Here is a 23,665-nt window from a genome sequence, read left to right as displayed (position 1 = left end):
GAGAGGCTGTAGATGATAGGGGGTGAGGCTGTAGATGTTTAGGGGAGAGGCTTTCCTTATATGTGAGATAAGCAATAAAAATACAACTCAAAAGTTGTATTTCTGAAGGATAATACTTACCTTTGTAGCACAAACTACTGAGTATGACATTCGATAAGATTATAGATAATGGTAAGTTATGGGCAGTTCGTTATGAGGAGGAAACCGATAATGAACTATTCAAGTTGTTTGCTCAATGGAGTGATGTAGAGTATCTTCATCAGTTCTTTAAGGCTAATTGGAATGACCTTATAGCCTACTTTAAGGTTACTGATATTCGACAAGCAATAACAGACACCATCGATGATAACGAGCAGTTGCAATGCCTTATGTTGGAGCTAAAGGATGATACCAACTTGGAAGGAATATTCCATCCATTGGAGAATTATCGCACTTCAGAAATGCTATTAGGCAAAGAGAAGGCTAAACCGAAACGCAAGGAGCGCCATTCTTCATGGTTACGTATTTATGCGATAAGGCTTTCCGAAGGGGTATATGTTATAACGGGTGGGGCAATAAAACTAACTTTCACAATGGAGGAAAGGACTCATACGAAGTTGGAACTGCATAAGTTAGAACGGGTAAGACGCTTTCTTCTCGAAGAAAAGATTATTGATAATGATTCATTTGACGATTATGTCAACACGTTGTAATATAGGAGGTAGATATGAGCAGGATTACAAATAGATTAGAGAAATACCAATCTTCCACCCCTTCAAGATGGCGGGAAGAGGCTGAATATAGGGTAGAGAACAGGGCATGGCTACGACATTCTCAGTATATAGCTATGCTGATGTTAGAGAAAATGGATGAATTGAGTCTTACGCAAAAAGCCCTTGCTGAGCGCATGGGGTGCACTCAGCAATATGTCTCAAAGATATTGCGTGGGAAGGAGAACTTATCTATTGAGACTCTTTCAAAGATTGAATCGGCACTATCTCTGCGCCTCCTCACCTATTGAAACACGTATCGGATGGACATATACAGCTGAATGGCAAAGATGTAGATAGGGACATAACGGGCTGAACGGAGGAGTCCATAGACGAGCATATCGTGCATACTAGTAACGCTGTTGATGGTTCCGCTCGTTATACCATAGGATATGGACATGATAAGAAGGATGAAGGATAGAGCGGGGATGAGGCTCACGGAGAAGCTACTGGGGTAGAGTTGACCTGTCACACTCAGTAAGATTGCGTGTGGAACAAGCGTCAGTAAGACCATTACCACTATAAAGACTATGAACTCTGCAAGGGCTATGCGCAGTCCCATTCGCTCTCGATAAGCCAAGGAGGAACGCTGTTGTGGCGTTCTGGAGAACCTTTGTCGTAAGGCTTTCAGGAACTTTGTGCGCAAGAAAGCACCCCCAGCAATACTCATCACAATGAAGTAAATGAGCCAAGGAGTTAGTTGGTTATTAACGAATGAACCGAAGAACCAGCGTATACCCTCACTACTCAAGAGAGAGTGAAGAGCCCAGTCTGGATTGGCAGCAGTTATTAACCATGACAGTAGGATGACTGCTATCTGTGCCAAGAAAAGCACTATGACAACATAACCTAACTTATTCCTCATCAGCACGGAGATTATCAATATCGATGATGCGAAGCTCTAATGCGCGCACAACAAGGCGTGTGGCATTGACGCTCATACCCTTATTTCCTTCAGGAAAGAGCTTCTGTACGAGTTCGTTTTGGCGTTTCTCAAGACTCTTCACACCGAATGGCATACCTCGAAGATTGGTTATTTGCTCCTTCGTGTAACCGAGTGCAAGGTGTCGAAGGAAGCGTTCGTCATACTCGTCAATCTCGTATCCTACCATCGCTTCTTGGTGCATTAGCATGCTATTCACGCTCTGTTTGAAGCGCGAAACAATCTTTTCTAGGATGGGCTGATTGAATACTAAGCGTTTACCAGACATCACACTCGATACGTCACCACGGGTAAGTAACTCCCCACTCTTTAGACAGATACCATCGGTGCCAGCGTCTAACACGTCCACCCAAAGCTTCTCATTGAGTATCTCACCAGTAAAGATTAGCACCTTAACGTTGGGATATACCTCCTTAGTCTGCCTACAGATCTCTACGCCAACAGTAGTTGATCCACCCAAGCCAAGGTCTAGTAGCACTAGATCGGGTAGTTGTTGCTTTAGTAACTTCCAGTATGCTACCTCGTTTTCAGCCGTTCCGATGATTTCAGCCTCGGGTATTTCATTGCGGAAGATACCTTCCGTACCTTTCAATTCGAGTGGTACATCCTCCACAATTATTACTTTGAAATTCTCCATCTTATGTCCTTTTATCTTTTAATTAGGTGTTTCTTATTTTATTTCTTAGGCTTTCGCTAATGTAATCTGTATCTCTGTTCCTTCCTCCGTAGGCTTTGCTATGATACCACAGCCACGCCTGTTGGTTGCTTCACCATTGTCTCTTACAATCTGCCGACAGCTGAAGAACATCATTCCCTGTGCTTGTGGCGAGAATAGCTCACGGCATTCTTCTGCCGAGAGGTGCATGGATGAGAGTAGAACATGCAGTATGACATACTGCTTCTGGTGCTCTTCTGCGGTGATGCGGAGGGGCTGGTTCTGATTTTCGGAGTAGAGTATATCGAATAGATAAGCTATCATTACAGGGTCACCAGCCACTGGTGGGATAGGAGCCAAGGGCTGTTTGAACTTGTTTTCAGGCACGAGTGTGGCGATGTCAACGCTCTTTGCCATAAGTTTGATAGCCCTCACCTGGTGCATGGCTTGCTGACTTAACAGACTGTAAAGCTCTTTGTAATACACAGCTAACTCATCAATAGCCTCTAACTGACTATCGGTGTCGGTTTCAACTAGCTGTCGGATGCGTGAGGGATAATACATTGTCTCGTGCTTGAGAGTAGACAGGCAGTTGTCGAGAATACTATTACTAATATGCAAACGCTCGTTCTCGTATTCCACACAATGCACCTCGTCTTCCAGTGCCTCGATGTCGGCTTTACTCTTTTGGCTTGCTTCCTGTGATGCTACCAGGGCTTCCCTGATTTGCTGAACAATGTTTCGTAGGCGTTCTGGGAGGCGGTCGCTATTGACACGATCAACCTCTTTGAGCTTCTTCTCCACGCTTACATCACTCAAGAGAACGGCATTGATGTGCTTAATTTGCTCTATGCAGAATTGGAAAGTAAGCCTATGACGATAATACATCACGTAATATACGGGGAGAATAGACAATAGTAAGAGCACCAAGAGAGCGATAGCTACGTTCTTATTGGTCTCTGACTTCATCATCATTCGGCAATACTCGCCCAGCGAACTATCGGCTGATCGCTCCTTGAAGAGGTGTGTGTAAACGTTATTATTGTATTTGTATAGGTCCCATTCATGCAGAGCTAGGGCAGCAACAGCACTCTCGTTACGTATATCGAGTATCACCCTGTAGTCGACGGGGACGTCAGCATGGAACCACTTAATCTCTGCTGCCACATTTGAAAGGCTTCCTATGCGTTGCATGAAGAGCTTTCCATGCGGATACAACTTATGATATTGCTGGTTAATATAGTATCGGCAGGTGTCAGCAAAGCGTAGAGTCTGCTCGTACTGACCATTGATATTACTGAAGTAAGCCGAGTCTGCATAGATACCAGCTAGTGTCATGTAGTCTTTTCGGGCTATGGCTGCAGCCTTGTCATTGTCCCTTTGAGGGCGAGCCTGTGCCGTGCATAATGATGAAAAGGCGATGAGTAGGAACAAAAGAACGCGACTCACACCCTTAGGTAAGCGGAAGAAGAAGCGTGAACCCTTGTTTTCTTCGCTCTTAACACCTATCTGGCAGACTGTAAATATCTGACTTATCTTGCGGTATTTATTGATGATTCCATTGCAATTCATTAGTCCGAAACCATGTGAAGTGCTGTCTTTTTGATCGTGGATAGGCTTTCGGTCGAATAGATGTTGCTGTGTTTCCTCATTGATGCCACATCCTGTATCCTCCACAGAAAGCTCCACATAGTCGGCTTCTTCTACTGCTTTGATACATACCTTGCCCCCAGCAGGCGTGAACTTACGGGCATTGTCGGCAAGAGTATTTACCATGAAGAGCGTTAAGATACGATCGGCTTTAACAATGGCAGTTGTATCCTCCACCTTTAGCTGTACCCCCTTTAATTGGAAAGCCATACGTCCTTTCTTCACAATGTCGAACACCTGCTGTACAGGGAAGCTCTCAATGTGTAACGATAGTCGCCCTTGTCGGAGTTGAATCCACTCTGTCAGCGTCGAATTAAGGTCGTTGATCATATCCGTGAGTTCCCTGATATAGGTGTAACGTTCGCTTCTCACCGCCTCAGACTCGCCTCCTCTCTTTAGCTTGTTAATCTCATGTAGCATTCGATTGATGAGTGGCATGATGCTGTTAACCAATGATACCTTCGCACGTTGCTCTAGGTAGCGACGCTTATTGTCGATAAGATGAATGTTACTAATGGTGAGTTGCTCCGAAATCTCCGTGTATTCGTCATCGAGCTGAGCCATATAAGCGACGTTATGGTGCTTCCACTCTTCCAAAGGCAAGAGCAGTTTGTTGAGCTCCGATTGGTTATCAGCACGCCTACGGAGGTAGTGGAAGATGATTAACAGCGACAGGATGACAATGATGATAAGACCGATTGCAATGATCATGATGTTCAACTGCTGTGAAGTAGAGTCCAGTTGATCAGCACGTGCTTCGTAGTATCGGTCCTGACGGGTCTGTTCCTGCAAGTCAAGATATATGTTTCTGTTGTAGTCACTCGCCTGTTTATTGTCCATAGCAGAGTACACCACGCTTAGTTGTTCACGAATAGAAGCCACCAAGTCAGGGGCTTGATTGATAGCAGGGTTTTGTTTCAAAGCATTCTGCAAGCAGATAAGTGCAGAGCGATAGTCCTTTATCTGCCAGTAACAAGACGCCAGTGTACGGTAAGAACCAGCTGTTTGATAGACGTCACCATACTTTTGGAAGATACTTAAAGAGCGTTCGGCGAGGTTACCAGCGATAAGACTATCGGGCAAGTTACCCACTTTCAGGTATTTAAAAGAGGGCAGATTATCACGAATGAGCGCCTCTCTACTCTTGTCGTTCACCAAATGTTCGCTTAGAGCCTGCAATGAGTTTGCCTCCCAATAAGGGTAGTTATGATGGATAGCCAGCATGTAACAGCGAATGAGATAATCGAACTCCTTTTGATTAATCTCCTCTTGTTTACCCTTTGTAAAGATACCTCCTGCGCCCACATTATATAAGTATGCGAGCAGTTGAGGCATATCCGTTTGAATCTCACCATCGGGGTTGATGGCAGAAAGAGCACGCACGGAGGGTTGCTCCAAGCCGACATAATAATAATAAGTAGAGCTTACTATGGCATATTCCGAACGGGCATATACCATCCGACGTCGCTGTCTATCGGTTAAGAGACGCTTATCCTCATTGATACGTAAAAAGCGTTTGTTGGCTTCCTCGTTATAGTCATAATACTCCTTATTGTTCGACTCCCTTTGGCAAAGACGCATCATTTGTATGTCGGCAACAAGCAGTTCCACCTGGTCATCCGTGCTGCCCATCACCTCATTGAGGGTAGCGTATGCCTTATCAAAGTGCATTTGCATGAGGTAGACAAACGCAAGATTATTCAGCGCTTCAGCCTTACCAGTGTTGTAACCATTCGACAAGGCGAGGGCTTGCTTCGCATAGATTTTAACCGAGTCAAGATTCCTGTAATGTGCAGCATAAGCCTTGTCATTATAGTCATCCACCTGTTGTCTATGTGGAGCATCGCATGCCGAGAAGAACAGAAGTAGGCAGATTGCTGCCAAGGACATGATGATCTCTTTTGTTCTTTTCGTCTTCATCTGTTGTAAAAAGTATTCGCCATCAATCGAAATGATTTGTGAGACAAATTTACGAAACTTTTCTTAAACAGCTTACAAATGCTCTTATTTAATTCAAAAATCATCATCCAGCGTTTAAAATTATGATTATTTCGAGTTGACGAGTGGATGAGTTGCCAAGTAAGGGATAACGTCTGATGTAGTAAGAGGGCGTTTCTTCCTATCGAAGAGAGCCTCCCTTCAATGGCAAGAAAGGCTCTCTTCCATAGCAAGAGAGCCTCTTGTTGATACCTGTTAAGGCTGTCTGATAATCGACATAAGCAATATTTTTTTTAGACTTAACCACAACTTTTTGTGATCAGTGTTGCGTTTCTCTTATTTATTTCTTATCTTTGTGCGTGATTTAATAAATGGTTTATAGCACAAAGAGATGGCTAAAATAAAGACAATAGGTATTCTGACTTCAGGAGGCGATGCGCCAGGAATGAACGCTGCAATACGTGCGGTGACAAGAGCTGGTATATATAATGGATTCAATATCAAGGCTGTCTATCGTGGATATGATGGTTTGATAACAAACGATATAAGGTCTTTTACAACAGAGAATGTGAGTGGTATCATCGGACAAGGTGGTACGATTCTCAAGACAGCACGCTCAAAAGGCTTCGCAACAGTGGAAGGTCGGCAGACAGCTTACGACAATCTCGTGGCTGAAGGCATTGATGCTCTTGTTGTAATAGGTGGTAATGGTTCGTTGACAGGCGCTATGAAGTTCGCACAAGAGCATGACTTCTGTTGCATTGGATTGCCTGGAACGATTGACAACGACCTTTATGGAACAGATAGTACCATTGGTTACGATACGACAATGAATACAATCATGGAGTGTGTAGACCGCATTCGTGATACTGCGCAGAGCCATGAACGAATCTTCTTCGTGGAGGTGATGGGGCGTGACGCAGGCTTCTTGGCACAGAACTCGGCTATTGCAAGTGGGGCAGAGGCCGCTATCATTCCTGAAGACTCAACTGATGTTGACCAGTTAGCACGCTTTATGGAGCGTGGAATACGCAAGTCTAAGAGAAGTTGTATCGTCATTGTATCAGAGAGCCCGAAGTGTGGTGCCATGTATTATGCCGACCGTGTGCGTAAAGAATTCCCTGATTACGATGTGAGAGTGTCCATCCTTGGACACTTGCAACGCGGTGGTCGCCCTTCAGCACGTGACCGTATCTTGGCAAGCTGTACGGGAGTTGGTGCCGTTGAGGCTATTATGCAAGGTCAGCGAAACATCATGGTTGGTGTGAGAAACAATGAGGTTGTTTATGTTCCATTGTCTGAAGCCATCCGTTCGGATAAGCCTTTCGATCGCAAACTCATTAAGGTATTGGACGAACTAAGTATTTAGTCCATTGCTCCGAATGGTCATCTGCAGGAGTGTTACACCTTATTATATATAGAGAGAAGAAATAATAATAAAAAACAAACATATTTTATGTCACAGATTAATGGGCGTATCTCCCAGATCATCGGCCCTGTTATCGATGTATTCTTTGATACTAAGGGAGAGAATCCAGAGCAGGTTTTACCTAAGATTTACGATGCTCTCCGTGTTAAAAGAGCTACTGGACAGGACTTGATTATCGAGGTTCAGCAGCATATAGGAGAGGATACTGTACGTTGCGTAGCCATGGATAATACCGATGGACTGCAACGCGGACTAGAGGTTGTACCCACTGGTAGTCCGATAGTAATGCCTGCTGGAGAACAGATTAAGGGTAGAATGATGAACGTGATAGGTCAGCCTATCGATGGTATGGAGCCTTTGAAGATGGAAGGTGCATATCCTATCCATCGTGAAGCACCAAAGTTTGAGGACCTCTCTACGCACAAGGAGATGCTTCAAACAGGTATTAAGGTCATCGATCTACTTGAGCCTTATATGAAAGGTGGTAAGATTGGACTCTTTGGTGGTGCTGGTGTAGGTAAGACGGTGCTTATCATGGAGCTGATTAATAACATCGCTAAGGGGCATAACGGATACTCTGTTTTTGCTGGTGTAGGTGAGCGTACGCGTGAAGGAAACGACTTGATTCGTGATATGTTGGAGTCAGGTGTTATTCGATATGGCGATAAGTTCCGTAAAGCAATGGAGGAAGGCAAATGGGATCTATCGTTAGTTGACCCCGAAGAGTTGCAGAAGTCACAAGCAACACTTGTCTATGGTCAGATGAATGAGCCTCCTGGGGCACGTGCATCAGTGGCACTCTCTGGTTTAACAGTTGCTGAGGAGTTCCGCGATCATGGTGGTAAGAATGGCGAAGCAGCCGATATCATGTTCTTTATTGATAATATCTTCCGTTTCACGCAGGCTGGTTCTGAGGTTTCAGCGTTGCTCGGTCGTATGCCATCAGCAGTGGGTTATCAACCTACATTGGCGAGTGAGATGGGTGCAATGCAGGAGCGTATTACATCAACAAAGCATGGTTCTATTACTTCTGTACAGGCTGTTTATGTGCCAGCAGACGACTTGACGGACCCTGCTCCAGCTACAACTTTTACCCACTTGGATGCTACGACAGAGTTAAGTCGTAAGATTACGGAGTTGGGTATATACCCTGCTGTAGACCCACTAGGCAGTACCTCTCGTATTCTTGACCCATTGATCGTGGGAAAAGAGCATTATGAGTGTGCTCAGAGAGTAAAGCAATTACTACAGAAGTACAATGAGTTGCAGGATATCATTGCTATTCTTGGTATGGATGAGTTGTCAGATGACGATAAGTTAGTCGTTAATCGTGCTCGTCGAGTACAGCGTTTCCTCTCTCAACCATTTACTGTTGCAGAGCAGTTTACGGGTATCAAGGGTGTAATGGTTCCTATTGAGGAAACCATCAAGGGCTTCAATGCCATCTTGAATGGTGAAGTTGATGATCTTCCAGAGCAGGCTTTCTTGAACGTTGGTACGATAGAAGATGTGAAGGAGAAGGCTAAGCAACTCCTTGCAGCTACGAAGTAATGGGCTTCCATACCGAAATAGAATAATAATAGGATTGTCTATGCTGACACTTAAAATAGTATCTCCCGAAAGAATTGTTTATACTGGTGAAGTCGATAGTGTGCTCGTTCCGGGTACAGTGGGGCAGTTTGAGATTCTCAACGATCATGCTCCTATTATCTCAACATTGGTAGAAGGCAAGGTTGTCTATAGTACGAAGGGCACGAAGAACGAGCTTCAAATCGTTGGCGGTTTCGTCGAGGTGAAGAAGAATGAGGTGAGTCTTTGTGTGGAGATATAAAGAGGATTGTTCCTTAGAGACGGGCTTTTAGAATGGTGGAGTATAATAAGGTGTATAAGAGATATTACAAGATTAACGTGTGGATTATCTTTGCGTTATATCTTGTGGGTTTACTTGTTGCGCAGGTGACAGCACATTCCTACTATCTTAATATGCTAATAATAAGTGCATTATTCTCCCTTATCACAGCCTCAATTTATGGAGGAGCTTGGAAAGCAATAGCGACTAGTTCACCAGCAGTATTGGGTAAGTTTTACCTTGCAGGTTCGGCTTTGCGTATGTTACTAGCCTTCCTTACGATTTTGGTTTATGCCATCATTGTAAAGGAACGTGTAATGATTCTGAGCTTTGCGGTCATCTTTATGATTTTCTATCTGGTGCTATTAGCATTTGATACCATCTATTTTTCTAAAGTAGAAAAGAACAATAAAACTAATAATTGACGAATGAAATATCTCAAGCATTTGCTTTGCATGGCTGTAATGCTGTTCTTTCTCTTACCTGGTGCAGCTGCATCTGAGAGTAAGGGAGGCGGTGTGGACTTGCAAGGTATATTGTGGGGACACATCAAAGACTCCTATGAGTGGCATATTACGAATATAGGAGATAAACCTGTCATCATCAATCTTCCAGTTATCGTGAAGACATCAGATGGTTGGTATACAGGTTGGGCAGAAGACTTTGAAGAAGAGCCTTTAGAGCATGGTCCACACGCTGGTTATCGTCCTTGTAAGAATAACCCTAACTTGTTTATAGCGACAAAGGGGGATTATGAACGACGTATTGTTGAATTGAAACCAGATGGAACAGAAGTGCGCCCATTTGATATATCAATTACGAAGTCGGTGTGTGTACTCTTTATAGATGCTATTCTTCTGTTACTTTGTATATTGATACCAGCACGCTGGTGTCGCCGTCACAAGGTTACAGATAAGGCTCCAAAGGGATTCACTGGATTGATGCACATGTTCGTGATGTATGTCTATGATGAGGTGATAAAACCGACATTGGGTAAGGAAGCAGATAAATATGCACCTTACTTATTGACCTGTTTCTTCTTCATCTTTGTGGCTAATGTCATGGGTATTGTACCATTTCCACCGGGTGGAGGAAACCTCACGGGTAATATTACAATTACCTTCTTTTTGGCTATCTGTACCTTCTTAGTAACCAACTTCTCGGGTACGAAGCATTATTGGAAGGATATCTTTTGGCCAGATGTACCCGCATGGTTGAAGGTGCCAGTACCTTTGATGCCAGTGATTGAGATTTTTGGTATCTTTACAAAACCCTTTGCATTGATGGTGCGTCTCTTTGCTAATATGATGGCAGGACATGCTATTGCATTGGCTTTGACCTGTATTATCTTCATCATGGCGACTATGGGTATTGTACTTAGTTCTTCCATGACCATTGTGAGTGTGGGAATGAGTATCTTTATGATGCTTTTGGAGATCCTTGTTAGCTTCATTCAAGCATTGGTATTCACGATGTTGAGTGCTGTATTTATCTCTTTGGCACGTGTTCATGAGCCTGCAGAAGAGAAGGTGAAAGCCTAGGGAAATAAGGATAGAGTAGGGAGTTAATCCTTTGGAATAGTAGTAAGACCTCCCTAATCTATCATGAGTAACGGAATAAATAATAAGAAATAATTAATATTAAAAGTAAAAAACTATGTTGACATCATTGTTATTAGCAGCAGAGACTGCAAAGTTAGGCGCCGCAATCGGTGCAGGTATCGCAGCTGTAGGTGCAGGTCTTGGTATTGGTCGTATCGGTGGTCAGGCTATGGATGCTATGGCTCGTCAGCCAGAGAAGATCGGTGACCTTCGTTCATTAATGATTATTGCAGCCGCATTGGTAGAGGGTGTTGCCTTCTTTGCTGGTATCATCGCCCTTCTCTGCGTATTCTAAACAACGCATGAGGAGTTAGTTAATAAGAGTAATAAGAAAAGTAATTTAGCAGCTTATGTCATTATTATTGCCAGATAGTGGTTTGCTCTTTTGGATGACAATTGTCTTTCTGGTGGTCTTCTTCATCCTATGGAGATGGGGCTTCCCTTCCATTATAAAGATGGTGAATGAGCGCAAGAACTATATAGATGAGAGTCTAGCAAAAGCAGAGGAAGCTAACTTGAGGCTTGCTAATATTCAGAAACAAGGTGAGGAGCTGCTTATGGAAGCACGCGAGAAACAGGCGCAGATACTTCGTGAAGCGTCTCAAACGCGTGATACCATAGTCGAACAGGCTCAGGAGAAGGCGCACGAAGAGAGTGCTCGAATCCTATCAGAAGCCAAGGCTGAGATTGAGAGTCAGAAGCAGGCGGCTATACGTGATATTCGTACACAGGTAGCTGAGTTGTCTGTACAAATTGCTGAGAAGATTCTTCGCAAGCAGTTGACAACATCTGCAGAACAGGCTCAACTCATCGATAGCTTATTGGATGAAGTTGCTTCTTCTAACGGAACAGAAAGTAAATAAACGCTTATGGATACAGGTGTAATATCGGTTCGTTATGCTCGTGCGTTATTCAAGGCTGCTTGTGAACAAGGGCTTGAAGACAAGATATATGCAATTATGCAGACCCTTGCTCAGGCTTACTTGCAAGTAAAGGATTTACGTGTGACCATCGAAAGTCCGATGCTTCCTAAGGAAAAAAAGCGCAAGCTATTGGAAGTAGCCTGTGGTGACAACTGTCCCGAGTTGGTTAGTAACTTCCTTTCCCTTGTACTGAAGGAGGATAGAGAAGACCTATTACAGTTAATGGCAAATGATTATGTTTCTCTGTACAGAAAGCATAAACATATTATCCAGGGTAAGGTCATCACTGCATCACCCGTCTCTGAAGAAACAGAGAATAAGATGAAAGCATTGGTGGAAGCCCGTAGTCAGGGAACTGTTGAGTTCAACACAGAAGTTGATCCATCGCTTATTGGAGGATTCATACTAGAGTATGATACTTACAGGATGGATGCGAGTGTGAAGAACAAACTGAATGCTATCCTCACACAATTAACAAAGTAATAAATTAATAACATGTCAGATAAAATTAAACCAAGTGAGGTGTCTGAGATTCTTGTAAAGGAATTGCAAGGCATTAACTCAGAGGAGAAGTTTGATGAAGTCGGCACCGTGTTGACCGTTGGTGATGGTGTAGCACGTGTGTATGGTCTTCGTAACGCTGAAGCCAATGAGTTGCTTGAATTTGAGAATGGCACTATGGCTATTGTCATGAACTTGGAGGAAGACAATGTCGGATGTATTCTTCTTGGTCCTCCAACGGGTATCAAGGAGGGACAAAGCGTAAAGCGTACACATCGTATTGCCTCAATCCGTGTGAATGACAACTTCTTGGGACGTGTGGTAAATCCTCTGGGAGAAGCTATTGATGGTAACGGTGATATAGACTTGACCGACTCTTTCGAGATGCCATTGGACCGCAAAGCTCCTGGTGTGATTTATCGTCAGCCAGTGAAAGAACCTCTCCAAACAGGTTTGAAGGCTGTCGATTCAATGATTCCTATTGGTCGTGGTCAGCGTGAGCTCATCATTGGTGACCGTCAGACTGGTAAGACTGCTATTGCTGTTGACACCATTCTCAACCAAAAGAGTTTCTATGAGCAAGGTAAGCCAGTATATTGTATTTATGTTGCCATTGGTCAGAAAGCATCTACAGTCGCAACATTAGTGCAGAATCTAAAGGAACGTGGTGCATTGCCATATACGATTATCGTGAGTGCAACGGCGGCTGATCCTGCTGCTATGCAATACTATGCTCCATTTGCAGGAGCTGCTATTGGCGAGTATTTCCGTGATCGTGGTTACTCTGCCCTTGTCGTTTATGACGACTTGTCAAAACAAGCTGTTGCTTATCGTGAGGTATCTTTGATTCTTCGTCGTCCATCAGGTCGTGAGGCTTATCCAGGTGATGTATTCTATCTACACTCACGTCTTTTGGAACGTGCAGCACGTATCAACGATCAGCAAGAAATTGCCGAGAAGATGAACGATCTACCAGAGAGTATGAAGGGACATGTTAAGGGTGGCGGTTCTTTAACAGCCTTGCCAATCATTGAGACGCAAGCTGGTGACGTATCAGCCTACATTCCAACGAATGTGATTTCCATTACCGATGGTCAGATTTATCTTGAGACAAACCTTTTCAATCAGGGCTTCCGACCAGCTATTAACGTTGGTATCTCCGTATCTCGTGTAGGTGGTTCTGCACAGGTGAAGAGTATGAAGAAGGTGGCGGGAACACTGAAGATAGATATGGCACAGTATCGTGAGCTTGAGGCATTCTCTAAGTTCTCTTCTGATATGGATCAGGTGACAGCAATGACACTCGACCGTGGTCGTAAGAATAACCAGCTTTTGATACAACCTCAGTACAGCCCAATGCCAGTAGGAGAGCAGATTGCCATCCTTTATTGCGGTGTACATGGTTTGATGCGCGATGTACCAGTTGATCAGGTTCGCCATTGTCAGGAGCAATTCCTTGATAGTATGCGTTCTTCTTATGCCGATGTTATCAGTTCCCTTGCTGCAGGTCAGTTAGAGGATTCTTCTATAAAGGTAATAGAAGAAGTGATGGGCAATATTGCCGGACAATATAAATAAGACAATACATAATGGCATCGTTAAAGGAAATAAAGACTCGCATAGCCAGTGTCCAAAGCACGCGTAAGATTACGAGTGCAATGAAGATGGTTGCATCGAGTAAGTTGCATCATGCACAGAATGCAATCGAGAATATGCTCCCTTATGAAGCGATGCTCGAGCATATTCTCAAGGCTTTCCTTGTCTCGACACCGAATACTGAGACTCCTTTTGATGTACAGAGACCTGTGAAGCGTGTAGCTTTACTTGTGTTCTCTTCTGATAGTTCGCTTTGTGGTGGATTTAATGCGAATGTCATCAAACTCATGCAGCATACAATCGATGATTATCATGCTCAAGGTTTAACTAACGATGATATTGTTATCTATCCAGTTGGAAGAAAGGTTGCAGAAGCGGCAAAGAAGCGTGGTTACACCTGTGTTTGTCCGTATCCACACCTTGCTGATAAGCCTAATTCGGAAGAGTGTCGTAATATTGCGAAGGAGCTTGGTCAGAAGTGGTTAAAAGGTGAGTTTGATAGGGTAGAGATGATTTATCACCACTTTAAGAGTGCTGGTAGTCAGATTCTACAGTCTAAACCTTTCTTGCCAATAGATCTCAGTGAGGAGTTAAATCGTGATAATGAGCGTGACCTATCATCGGATATTTCAACCAAAGCAGCGCAAGACTATCTGAAGAAGAAAGGTCAGTCCAATCAGCATAAAACTGATAGTGAAGTGGTTGTTCCATTGAATGATGACTTTATTGTGGAGCCTGATTTGCCTACTGTATTGCAGGCTTTGGTACCAAAGTTACTCCATCTCATGGTTTATACAGCCCTTTTGGATAGTAATGCGTCAGAGCACGCTGCCCGTATGGTGGCTATGCAAACAGCAACGGATAATGCTGATGAATTACTTCGTTCGCTCAACTTGCAATATAATAAGTCGCGTCAAGCAGCTATTACATCCGAGTTATTGGATATTGTCGGAGGTACGGTGAATAATTGATTTTGCCATTGCATAGTATTTGTGATGGGATATTATCTTATAAAAAAGGTACAGACTTCTTCATAGTCTGTACCTTTTCTATTTCCAAAGTATGAAGAATATAGTAATCGATGCGATGATTGCTTTAAACGATAGAAAGATTCTGACGACTATTTTATAGGAATAGTTCCATCGTTTTAATAAGGTCTTTAGGACAGCTCGTTGAGAACTACTTGACCTAACAAAGAAGCTCTCGCAACTGATTATAAGAAATACTTGATAGTTTTATAGAATGGGTCGGGCAATTTTATAAAGCCTGCAGATAGTAGAATGAAGACAGCTCATCAATCGCTTTTAATATATGCAATAATATGCAGGAATAGTTACTATTGTTTTCAAATTAAGGGTGTAATTGTGAAAAATATCATCATATTTGTCTTTTAATATTTCATTTTTGTATCTTTGCGATTGATATAGTCTGATAACAACAAGTATTGTCAAATATTAAAAAGATATTGTTATGGCACACCAAAAAAGATTTCTCCTTGATGAAAAAGATATCCCTACGCAGTGGTATAACATCCAGGCAGATATGCCGAACAAGCCACTTGCACCGCTAAATCCTGCTACTCATGAGCCTATGCGAGTAGATGATCTTGCAAAGATATTCAGTAAAGAATGTTCTAAACAGGAGTTAGATACAGAACACGCATGGATAGATATTCCAGAAGAGGTACTGGATATGTATAAGTATTATCGTTCCACTCCGCTTGTACGTGCCTACGCTTTAGAAAAAGCATTGGATACGCCTGCCCACATTTATTTTAAGAATGAAAGTGTAAATCCTTTAGGTTCGCACAAAGTAAACTCCGCTATTCCACAATGCTACTATTGTAAGAAGGAAGGAGTTACCAATGTTACGACGGAAACTGGCGCTGGGCAATGGGGTGCAGCCTTGTCTTATGCTGCGAAAGTCTTTGGATTAGAGGCAGCAGTCTATCAAGTGAAGATATCAATGCAACAGAAACCTTATCGTTCGCTCATCATGCGTACCTTTGGAGCTATGGTCGAAGGGTCGCCCTCCATGTCAACGCGTGCTGGAAAAGATATTGTTACACGTGATCCCACTCATCCTGGTTCGTTGGGAACAGCTATCTCTGAGGCTATTGAACTAGCAACAACAACTCCAAATTGTAAATATACTTTAGGTTCTGTGATGAATCATGTAACATTACATCAGACGATTATTGGGCTTGAAGCTGAGAAACAAATGGAAATGGCGGGAGAATATCCCGATAAGGTAATTGCTTGTTTCGGTGGAGGTAGTAACTTTGGAGGAATTGCTTTCCCCTTTATGCGTCATAACATCTTCGATGGTAAGAAAACGGAGTTCATTGCAGCAGAACCTAATAGTTGTCCCAAGCTGACAAGGGGTAAGTTTGAATATGATTTTGGTGATGAAGCTGGCTATACTCCCTTATTGCCAATGTTCACATTAGGTCATGATTTCAAACCCGCCAATATCCATGCAGGAGGTTTGCGCTATCATGGTGCTGGTGTCATCGTCAGTCAGCTGATAAAAGATGGCTATATGCATGGGGTCGACATCCCACAATTAGAGACATTTGAGGCAGGTATCCTCTTTTCGCGCACTGAAGGAATCATTCCTGCACCTGAGAGTTGTCATGCAATCGCAGTAGCAATACGTGAAGCAAATAAGGCAAAAGAAGAGGACAAGCAGCAGGTTATTCTCTTCAATCTATCAGGTCATGGGCTTATTGATATGACTGCTTACGATAATTATATTAATGGTGATCTGAGGAACTATACGCTTTCAGACGAAGAAATTAAAAAGAACCTTGAGACTGTCCCTAAGATATAATACTTTTACTTAATCAAAAAGAGTCGTATCAACCCAATAATGTGTAATGATACGACTCTTTTCTTTACATAAAGTAGTATAATTCTATCAGTTTTGTCCTAATGTTTCTGGAAGAATCTAAAGGGATTTTGTTTATCTAGTCCTACCATAAAGCTTAATCGCCTTGCTTGAATGCGATTCTTCTTAATTCCTTTTGGAATGATATTCCCATATAATTGTTGATGTTGATAGTCTGTTTTTTAGGGATGGTCAAGCCCCGTAAAATTAGGCGAATATCGTTTCTAAAAAAGGTACTATCGTTTCAAAGAAAAAGTACTATCGTTTTGCTCAAAAAGTACTATCGTTTTCATGAAAAGGTAGTATCGTTTTTTTAAAACCTGCCATTGTTAATTTCTTTTCTATTACAGGTTTCTTTCGTGAAGATATTATTTGATTTGTCAAATATGATGAACGCATAAAAAAGGTCGGTTGGAAGAAGTTCCAACCGACCTTATGATTTGTTTTTATCGAAGAGTAATTCTACTTATTTGTCATATTACATGACAACAATCTTCTTACCATTATGGATATAAACACCCTTCTTTAAGCCCTCAGTTGTTGTACCATAACGATGACCTTGTAGGTCATAATAGTGCTCATCCTTAGTCTGAGGTCTAACACTGATATATTCTATTGCTGTGTTAGTATTCTTTCCATCGCCCAAATCATCTGGCTGATCAGGATTTGCGATGAATCTAATCTCCTCAAGCGGAATATTCAACTCAATGGTAAACTTGTTATTGTCGTGATTTATCTCACCAGCGTAACGACCATTATAGTTATCAATCCATGCCGTAACAGTGTGCTTACCAGGTGTCGCAACCCATTCATTTCCTTGCTGACCACCATTTGCCGTCACTTTCGCAAAGGCGTGCGACCTCACACCCTGGGTGTAATTATCCGACCACGTAATAACGTTTGTATTGTTATCAATGATAAATTCAACTCCTAATTGCTGACCGGCAGGTGCATCTTGATCACCAGCATTGGCAACATAAGCAGAGAAATTTACTCTATCACCTGGCTTGATACTCTTTTTGTTCATGAGAATCTTGGTAACGACAAGGTCGTAACCACCTGTAACAGGGGTGAATGATCCCTTATCATCAGCAGATTCGAGTACATTAAATCTCTTTGTTCGGAGATTATTGTCCTTATTTATGTCATCGGACAAATAGTTGCGGTAATCAACTTCTGCCACAATCGTATGACCGCCAGCTTGCGCTGTCCAAGTAGTGTTTGTTGTTATAATGATAGGCTGATTAGCTTTCAGACCATTCTTATAGTTCGTTGAGATGTAACTATCTTTGCCATCCACCGTAACTCTTACGCCAATACTAACTCCAGCAGGGATATTCTTGTTAGAAACAACTGCCGTCTTGAATGTTACTTGGTCACCTTCTTTAAGATTCGTATTACCATTTGCATTCTCCCAACGTAAGCCTTTAAGCATAATGTCATAGTTGGTAATGCCTTCCATTGGATCAATCAAACCACCACCTTGATTCTTATCAGCTTCTGGTGCCTCTGGAACTTTGTAACTTACATCTGTTAGATAATCATAGTTAACAGCCTTTGCACGATCCTTATTATTGTCAGTCCATAAAGGCCATGTTTGATTGTTGCCAACCTTATCAGAACTTACGTTTGCAATCTTAAGTCCATCGATAAACTTAACGTTATCGTTCTCTAAACGGATAGCACCTGTTGAGTGTTCCCATGTAGAGTACTTCGTTGTTTGACCCGCAAGAGAAGCCCCTAGAATCTCAGTATTCTTAAATACGATATCAGTTGGACCTTTAATTATACGAATCGCATCGAAAGGAGAGTCATATATTTTCGTATTATTGAAGGTTACGTTACGCACACCACCTCTGACATCAACGGCTGCAAGATCCTCATGCCAGCTATCATCATTCGTACCGCAACGTACAAGCACGTTATTATCAAAGCTGATGTTCTGTGTAGCTTGGAATTTCGGACCTCTAAAGTTGTCGTTCAAATGGATACCTGATGCCATAAACATATCAGCAAGGTAGTTGTTGTAAACCTTATGTCCGTCACCACCATAGATGGCAATACCACCCGCACGCCATATAAATTCAATTGTGTTATATGCGAAAGTGTTATTCTTCTCATCATGTGCTCCTAGATAATCGTCATTCCACATTGCTAACCCATCATCGCCATTATTGCGAATACTACAATTATATACAGTAGCATTTGATGTTCCTTGGCAGAAGTTCACACCATCCGCAAAGTTGTTGCGGATTCGACAATTATAAATCTTCAAATTATTGCTATAATCAATCGTTCCATTATAGTCAGCAATCCAGAAACCACATTCAAAATGATCCTCCCAAATGTCATGAATAGCACTTCCACCTTTGAAAACATCCATGAAACATTTGTAGACAGCTTCTTGGTTATAACGACTTCTCAGACTAGAATTGATGTAAAAGTTGCTAATGTCCATGTTCTTGCAGTAATCATCAGGACCATGTTTGCCATTACCGCCAGAGATACCGCCACCAGATTTGTTAGGATTGGTAAACTTAAGGTTCGTGTACCATATACCAGCACCAGTAATCTTTACGTCTGAACCAAACATATACCATATACCACTAAGCTCATAAGTACCTGCTGGAATGTAAAGCTTCTTAGAACCTGCATCGGCATCCTTTAGAGCTTCCTCGAAAGCCTTCAGATAATCTTTGCCATGAACATATTGTTTATATTTAGAATCGGTGACACTAATTGCACCTGCTGGGCGTTCGATCTCCTCTGGAACAATCTCCGTTTCGATGAAGTCGACACCATATTTCAATCCTTTTGCGCCAGAACTCTGAATGCGAATACGGTCATTAGGGTGTAAAGGCTTATTCAAAAGGAAGTGAGTCTCATCAAAGGCGAAACATCCAGGACCACCATCATTTGAATCAGAAGGGTGACCACCAGAGAAATATTGCCACATATAATAAGAAGTAAGGTCAACCGTCTGCACTTTCTTATCGTTGATATAAACATCTAATGAACCATTTTGCCCCATACCATTTGATGTATCAGGCAATGTGAAACGCAGTGTAACACCATTGGCAGAAGTCTTCATCGTCCATTCAGCATACGAACCATTTGATGGTAATTCTATATATGACTGCTTAGAAGCCTGCGTTGCAATATCCATGCGTTTCCAGTTTGTGGATTTAACAAGAGTAGCTCCGCCTCCAAGCCTTGCCGTCTCAGAATCGTAACGTGTGTAAGGCATTAATGCTCCTACACGTCCATTGGCATTTGCACCAGGTACAGTAACTTCATCTGCATAGCTTGCATGCATCATGAGGGTTCCTGTAAGCAAAAGTGTTAATGCTAACAACAATTTCTTTTTCATACTTTCACTAAATTTTGTCTTTAACAAGAGAGTTATAAATACTCAGTATAAACTTTTCGTTTACAAATATAGAACATTCCAATTAGCCGTGAGAGTTAAAAAATAATATTATAAACAATATCCAACTAATACAAAATTAAAACTTCTGATTATCTGTTAGTTATATTCGAATAACTGCTTGCTTGTATAAAAAAAGAAAGTAACCTTTTCTTACAATGATACCACCAATAAGGTCGCTTTACTTGAATAAAAGTACTTCAAAAGATTTTTTTTCGTCCTAATGATAACTTTTGTCTTGATGTTTTTTATGTAAACTAATAAGTATAGAATAAAAAAGTTGTTATCATTTTTTTGGTATTGTAGATGTAAGATTGCTATCAATGAGAAGGCCGGATTCCAGTTTTTAAGAGTAGAATCGTGGTTATTTGGTACCTTAAAAACCTAGATTTATTTCTGTTTTATGTTGCAGTCATTCTTAACACTTCGCATAAATCCTTTGTTCTTAGGAGATGATAAGACGATAATTAGTGACAGGAATGACAGTAAAATGTAAATGCTAGTTTAATAAAAGAAGTTGCAAATCAGTGAATGAATCGTTAAGGCGGTGTGTTGATTATAGGCAGATTGATAGGGAGCGACTAATGTCATTTGCAAAGATAATATATTTGTGTTGAATAACAATAATATCCCACTTTTGTGTATTGAGATTTTAGAGAGTCATCCTTATCATCATATTTTAAAAGGAGAACATCGGTGGAAAAAAGAGATGTGAATGCTTGTTTTATCAGGTTTTTTTAATATCTTTGGCACAGAGATAGTGGTACACTAAATATCAAATAGAAATGAAATATAAGCTATTAATATTCCTTTTGATGCTAGCAAATAACTGCCTGGCATTAGTATTCCAGCCCGATACGATTGCAATTAGTAATGGAATGTCACATAATACATTAGATGAAGATGGTTATGATATGACTGCTGACACCGTTGCTAATTATTTGAATAAACCTATTCAACATCTTATGAGCTTTCAGAACGATACCATACAGCTAAGAATCTCCGTCCCCAAAGACAACAAGGGCTATTATCAATGGAGAGGTTTTACGATTTCTAACTTTTATGTGAAGTGTTCGGAAGCTAAATTCCGAGGGATGTATGCAGCGATATTGTCACCAGTCACCATGATAGCAGGTGCTGATAGTAACACAGATTCAGTCTATACTGACCGCCTACTTATCATTGAATACAAAGGGAAGAGATGGGTATATGCTAATGTTATCCGTAACACTGAGGGAGAAGACTCGTTCGGTTTTGAAGATTTAAGAGCAGGAGAAGAAGGATTAGAATTAATCTATATGGCAGGACAAGGGTATAAGTACTATTACAATATACTCATCGCAATGTCTTTTGGTCAGCCCTGTTTAATGAACTTGGATGTAGAAGAACACAATTCAACACAATTCAACTGCGCAATATCAAGTCACTCATCAGTATAATTTTACAGCTTCGGATGAGGCTGACAGTTATCCTCTTTACTCTTATCGACGACACTTCCCAATGTTACTTCGTGATGGAAATTATGAATCTTTCGTCAGATAAGGATGATTATTACTTCTCTGTAGCACATCCTTTTATCAGTAAACGCTCTATGGCATCATTGTTAATCTTACTTGTTTCATCGTGTAATCATAGAAGAAATACACTCCGAGACATTGCTTCTTTGGATTAATCAATGGTATGTTATCCCCCCAGAAGGATAGATTCTCCTTTAAATGATTACGGAATTTAAGGAAATCATAATCGTATATTTGATATTTAGCAAGTCCAGATAAACTATAAGTAAGATAAATATAAGTGTTTATCCCATTTATTGATGTGTATTTAAGTTTACTCTTCTTGCCTTTCACTCTTACTCTTATCTGTCCTAATTTATTAGAGATTGAATCGGTAAAAGGTGGAGTTTGTATATAAAGATCGTTTTCGTAGTTATTAGATCGGGCATCTTCTTTTAGTATGCTTATAATAGAGTCGTTCTCAAGCGAAGTGTTCCCATTGATAGATCGAATAAAAAAGTAACGCTTCTTTTTATAGTCTCCTGCAACTTTCTGTATCTGTGCTGGATATCGGTCTACTATATATGCACTAACCAAGATGGGCTCTTGCGCATATAGAGTAGAAGTGAAGAATAATAAAAAGAAGGTTATGACTTTATACATACTGGCAACCTTTTCTTTGTTCTATGTTTATAATAAATTCCTCCAGAAGGCTTTTCTCCGTTTACCAATCAAATGTATTTGTCCAGCTAGGAGCATTACTTCTAATCATGGAAGTTGGATAACCAGAGGTGCTCAAACGCCATGTGAAAGTCTCTTCTTGTCCTTCATTGTCAATTAATTGGACGGGTAGATGTGTTGTTGCTTTACCTAATAAGCCTGCGAAATAAGCATATTGCATCTCGTCCATATCGATCCCCAATGTAGTATCAAATAGCATAATGCACCCCTTGTTTACGATGGGTGATGGGACTGACTGCGAATTATAATAAACCTTGTGAGTCTTATTTCGGGTTCCATTGACAGACTTCTCTGTTGTAGACACGATGTTCCCTGCCTCATATTCGATAGTAGTTCGTTCGTTTCCTTCCGAACGGAACATCGAAAGCAGTTGCCCCTCGTTATTATAGGTGAAGTCCCATGTTTCTTTTTGTGATAAATCATCTCGATGATATTCAGTTTCGTCGCAATGTTTTACAAAGCCTTCCTTGTTAAGGAAAAGATTGAGTATTAGCTTTTCTTCTTTACTCTTCACAATCATAACAACATCAGGTGTGTTATTATTATCCGACAGCTCTTCCTTGTAGTCAAAGGTTATGCTCTGTTCTTTATCATTAGCTTGGATGGCGGAAACCTGTCCTTTGTTATTCTTGAGAATATTATATTTTCCATAACTAAGCGGCATTCCTCCTGTAAAAACATTTAGTGGATTTATATCCTTTTGAGTAGTAGGTTTCTCGGGTTCAATGGGCTTATTATCCTTGGAACATGAGGTGAAAGTGCAGTAACCTAATGTCAGGACAAATAAAACTAAGTAAATAGATTTCCTCATTATCAGTACATTTATGTTGTTAATAGTTATCTATTAGTTGCAAATATACGGAAAATTATTGGAAATCTTATGCTTGAGGAGGATATTCGTTTATAATGGTTGAGGGGGAATCAACGGGCAATGATATTATAGCTTGGGTTTGTTTCCGATTCATCAGGGGCTGATACGACTTAAAAATTATTTGCAGAATGTGGAAATGAGAGGAGATGTTTTGTAATAAAATACTGCTAATTGAGGGGCTTGTATTTGCGTTTTTTTCAGCAAGCAATGCCCTTCTCTGTAAATAGGCGAATTATGAGAGAGGAAGGACGGGTTGTTGTAAGATGTTGATAAGTAATGAGTTGCGTGTAAGGATGCTATCTTTCAGGAGAGATTTGTGTACTAATTCCGTAAAAAGGAGCTTATTTTTAGTCTAAAAGTAGGTACTTTTTGCTCAAAACGGAGGTGCCTTTTACTTGAAACGGAGG

Annotated in this window: 20 protein-coding genes; 14 read left to right on the top strand and 6 right to left on the bottom strand. The window is 41.3% G+C overall.

Annotated features, from left to right (window positions below; all coding sequences use genetic code 11):
• The first annotated feature begins 143 nt into the window (after nt 1–143).
• Complete coding sequence (locus HMPREF9969_RS09465) at nt 144–692, top strand: hypothetical protein (protein WP_009435586.1); 549 nt, start codon at nt 144–146, stop codon at nt 690–692.
• Between the two features lie 14 nt (nt 693–706).
• Nucleotides 707–1,000: a transcriptional regulator gene (locus tag HMPREF9969_RS09460; protein ID WP_036895624.1), complete on the top strand. Its 294-nt coding sequence runs from the start codon at nt 707–709 to the stop codon at nt 998–1,000.
• Here HMPREF9969_RS09460 and HMPREF9969_RS09455 read toward each other — a convergent pair.
• From HMPREF9969_RS09455 to HMPREF9969_RS09445, 3 genes are read right to left on the bottom strand one after another with little or no spacing between them, the layout of a single operon-like run.
• Nucleotides 994–1,614, bottom strand: coding sequence for an AbgT family transporter (locus HMPREF9969_RS09455; RefSeq protein WP_009435574.1), 621 nt, complete (start codon nt 1,612–1,614; stop codon nt 994–996). The genes HMPREF9969_RS09460 and HMPREF9969_RS09455 overlap by 7 nt on opposite strands.
• Entirely contained in the window at nt 1,604–2,329 is a 726-nt protein-coding gene (locus tag HMPREF9969_RS09450; RefSeq protein ID WP_009435573.1) for a DUF5932 domain-containing protein, read from the bottom strand. The genes HMPREF9969_RS09455 and HMPREF9969_RS09450 overlap by 11 nt, the downstream gene beginning before the upstream one ends.
• Before the next feature lie 45 nt (nt 2,330–2,374).
• Nucleotides 2,375–5,917, bottom strand: a complete 3,543-nt coding sequence (locus HMPREF9969_RS09445) for a DUF5112 domain-containing protein (RefSeq protein WP_036895623.1) — start codon at nt 5,915–5,917, stop codon at nt 2,375–2,377.
• A 409-nt stretch (nt 5,918–6,326) separates the two neighbouring features.
• Here HMPREF9969_RS09445 and pfkA point away from each other — a divergent pair, with 409 nt between their 5' ends.
• From pfkA to HMPREF9969_RS09390, 11 genes are all read left to right on the top strand, one after another.
• On the top strand, nt 6,327–7,304 hold the full coding sequence (gene pfkA / locus HMPREF9969_RS09440; RefSeq protein WP_009435575.1) for a 6-phosphofructokinase: 978 nt from the start codon (nt 6,327–6,329) through the stop codon (nt 7,302–7,304).
• An 87-nt stretch (nt 7,305–7,391) separates the two neighbouring features.
• Nucleotides 7,392–8,915, top strand: coding sequence for a F0F1 ATP synthase subunit beta (atpD, locus tag HMPREF9969_RS09435; RefSeq protein ID WP_009435631.1), 1,524 nt, complete (start codon nt 7,392–7,394; stop codon nt 8,913–8,915).
• 40 nt (nt 8,916–8,955) lie between these two features.
• A complete protein-coding gene (gene atpC, locus HMPREF9969_RS09430; protein ID WP_004381651.1) occupies nt 8,956–9,195 on the top strand; it encodes an ATP synthase F1 subunit epsilon in 240 nt (79 codons plus the stop codon).
• Between the two features lie 32 nt (nt 9,196–9,227).
• Nucleotides 9,228–9,638, top strand: a complete 411-nt coding sequence (locus HMPREF9969_RS09425; RefSeq protein WP_009435625.1) for a hypothetical protein — start codon at nt 9,228–9,230, stop codon at nt 9,636–9,638.
• 3 nt (nt 9,639–9,641) lie between these two features.
• A complete protein-coding gene (atpB, locus tag HMPREF9969_RS09420) occupies nt 9,642–10,754 on the top strand; it encodes a F0F1 ATP synthase subunit A (protein WP_036895622.1) in 1,113 nt (370 codons plus the stop codon).
• A gap of 115 nt (nt 10,755–10,869) precedes the next feature.
• Complete coding sequence (atpE, locus tag HMPREF9969_RS09415; protein WP_009435615.1) at nt 10,870–11,109, top strand: ATP synthase F0 subunit C; 240 nt, start codon at nt 10,870–10,872, stop codon at nt 11,107–11,109.
• A gap of 55 nt (nt 11,110–11,164) precedes the next feature.
• Nucleotides 11,165–11,677, top strand: coding sequence for a F0F1 ATP synthase subunit B (gene atpF, locus HMPREF9969_RS09410; protein ID WP_009435626.1), 513 nt, complete (start codon nt 11,165–11,167; stop codon nt 11,675–11,677).
• Nucleotides 11,678–11,683: 6 nt separating this feature from the next.
• Nucleotides 11,684–12,220 carry a F0F1 ATP synthase subunit delta gene (locus HMPREF9969_RS09405; RefSeq protein WP_009435612.1) on the top strand — a complete coding sequence of 179 codons (537 nt, stop codon included), beginning with the start codon at nt 11,684–11,686 and terminating at the stop codon, nt 12,218–12,220.
• 12 nt (nt 12,221–12,232) lie between these two features.
• Entirely contained in the window at nt 12,233–13,816 is a 1,584-nt protein-coding gene (gene atpA / locus HMPREF9969_RS09400; RefSeq protein WP_009435595.1) for a F0F1 ATP synthase subunit alpha, read from the top strand.
• 11 nt (nt 13,817–13,827) lie between these two features.
• A complete protein-coding gene (locus tag HMPREF9969_RS09395; RefSeq protein ID WP_009435587.1) occupies nt 13,828–14,805 on the top strand; it encodes a F0F1 ATP synthase subunit gamma in 978 nt (325 codons plus the stop codon).
• A gap of 499 nt (nt 14,806–15,304) precedes the next feature.
• The gene (locus tag HMPREF9969_RS09390) at nt 15,305–16,666 is read left to right on the top strand and encodes a TrpB-like pyridoxal phosphate-dependent enzyme (protein ID WP_009435577.1); all 1,362 of its coding nucleotides are present in this window, start codon (nt 15,305–15,307) and stop codon (nt 16,664–16,666) included.
• Nucleotides 16,667–17,201: 535 nt separating this feature from the next.
• On the opposite strand, the gene HMPREF9969_RS09385 is transcribed toward HMPREF9969_RS09390, so the two are convergent.
• Nucleotides 17,202–20,093: a right-handed parallel beta-helix repeat-containing protein gene (locus HMPREF9969_RS09385; RefSeq protein WP_036895621.1), complete on the bottom strand. Its 2,892-nt coding sequence runs from the start codon at nt 20,091–20,093 to the stop codon at nt 17,202–17,204.
• Nucleotides 20,094–20,935: 842 nt separating this feature from the next.
• On the opposite strand from HMPREF9969_RS09385, the gene HMPREF9969_RS09380 reads away from it, so the two are divergent.
• The gene (locus tag HMPREF9969_RS09380; RefSeq protein ID WP_009435614.1) at nt 20,936–21,589 is read left to right on the top strand and encodes a hypothetical protein; all 654 of its coding nucleotides are present in this window, start codon (nt 20,936–20,938) and stop codon (nt 21,587–21,589) included.
• Between the two features lie 150 nt (nt 21,590–21,739).
• Here the strand turns inward: HMPREF9969_RS09380 and HMPREF9969_RS13230 are convergent, their stop codons facing one another.
• The gene (locus HMPREF9969_RS13230; RefSeq protein ID WP_009435610.1) at nt 21,740–22,309 is read right to left on the bottom strand and encodes a hypothetical protein; all 570 of its coding nucleotides are present in this window, start codon (nt 22,307–22,309) and stop codon (nt 21,740–21,742) included.
• Between the two features lie 61 nt (nt 22,310–22,370).
• A complete protein-coding gene (locus HMPREF9969_RS09370) occupies nt 22,371–23,198 on the bottom strand; it encodes a DUF4595 domain-containing protein (protein ID WP_036895620.1) in 828 nt (275 codons plus the stop codon).
• Between the last annotated feature and the right edge of the window lie 467 nt (nt 23,199–23,665).

It is taken from the genome of Prevotella sp. oral taxon 306 str. F0472, assembly GCF_000257925.1.
In the GTDB taxonomy this organism is placed as follows: domain Bacteria; phylum Bacteroidota; class Bacteroidia; order Bacteroidales; family Bacteroidaceae; genus Prevotella; species Prevotella vespertina.
Note: the sequence above shows the minus strand (reverse complement) of the source record. Positions and strands in the feature narration are given on the sequence as shown.

Coding starts and splice junctions, on each gene's coding strand:
- atpF (WP_009435626.1), top strand. CDS start 11,165: ATGTCATTATTATTGCCAGATAGTGGTTTGCTCTTTTGGATGACAATT.
- atpD (WP_009435631.1), top strand. CDS start 7,392: ATGTCACAGATTAATGGGCGTATCTCCCAGATCATCGGCCCTGTTATC.
- HMPREF9969_RS09460 (WP_036895624.1), top strand. CDS start 707: ATGAGCAGGATTACAAATAGATTAGAGAAATACCAATCTTCCACCCCT.
- HMPREF9969_RS09450 (WP_009435573.1), bottom strand. CDS start 2,329: ATGGAGAATTTCAAAGTAATAATTGTGGAGGATGTACCACTCGAATTG.
- pfkA (WP_009435575.1), top strand. CDS start 6,327: ATGGCTAAAATAAAGACAATAGGTATTCTGACTTCAGGAGGCGATGCG.
- HMPREF9969_RS09370 (WP_036895620.1), bottom strand. CDS start 23,198: ATGAGGAAATCTATTTACTTAGTTTTATTTGTCCTGACATTAGGTTAC.
- atpB (WP_036895622.1), top strand. CDS start 9,642: ATGAAATATCTCAAGCATTTGCTTTGCATGGCTGTAATGCTGTTCTTT.
- HMPREF9969_RS09395 (WP_009435587.1), top strand. CDS start 13,828: ATGGCATCGTTAAAGGAAATAAAGACTCGCATAGCCAGTGTCCAAAGC.
- HMPREF9969_RS09455 (WP_009435574.1), bottom strand. CDS start 1,614: ATGAGGAATAAGTTAGGTTATGTTGTCATAGTGCTTTTCTTGGCACAG.
- HMPREF9969_RS09465 (WP_009435586.1), top strand. CDS start 144: ATGACATTCGATAAGATTATAGATAATGGTAAGTTATGGGCAGTTCGT.
- HMPREF9969_RS13230 (WP_009435610.1), bottom strand. CDS start 22,309: ATGTATAAAGTCATAACCTTCTTTTTATTATTCTTCACTTCTACTCTA.
- HMPREF9969_RS09425 (WP_009435625.1), top strand. CDS start 9,228: ATGGTGGAGTATAATAAGGTGTATAAGAGATATTACAAGATTAACGTG.
- atpE (WP_009435615.1), top strand. CDS start 10,870: ATGTTGACATCATTGTTATTAGCAGCAGAGACTGCAAAGTTAGGCGCC.
- HMPREF9969_RS09445 (WP_036895623.1), bottom strand. CDS start 5,917: ATGAAGACGAAAAGAACAAAAGAGATCATCATGTCCTTGGCAGCAATC.
- HMPREF9969_RS09380 (WP_009435614.1), top strand. CDS start 20,936: ATGAAATATAAGCTATTAATATTCCTTTTGATGCTAGCAAATAACTGC.
- HMPREF9969_RS09390 (WP_009435577.1), top strand. CDS start 15,305: ATGGCACACCAAAAAAGATTTCTCCTTGATGAAAAAGATATCCCTACG.
- HMPREF9969_RS09405 (WP_009435612.1), top strand. CDS start 11,684: ATGGATACAGGTGTAATATCGGTTCGTTATGCTCGTGCGTTATTCAAG.
- atpA (WP_009435595.1), top strand. CDS start 12,233: ATGTCAGATAAAATTAAACCAAGTGAGGTGTCTGAGATTCTTGTAAAG.
- atpC (WP_004381651.1), top strand. CDS start 8,956: ATGCTGACACTTAAAATAGTATCTCCCGAAAGAATTGTTTATACTGGT.
- HMPREF9969_RS09385 (WP_036895621.1), bottom strand. CDS start 20,093: ATGAAAAAGAAATTGTTGTTAGCATTAACACTTTTGCTTACAGGAACC.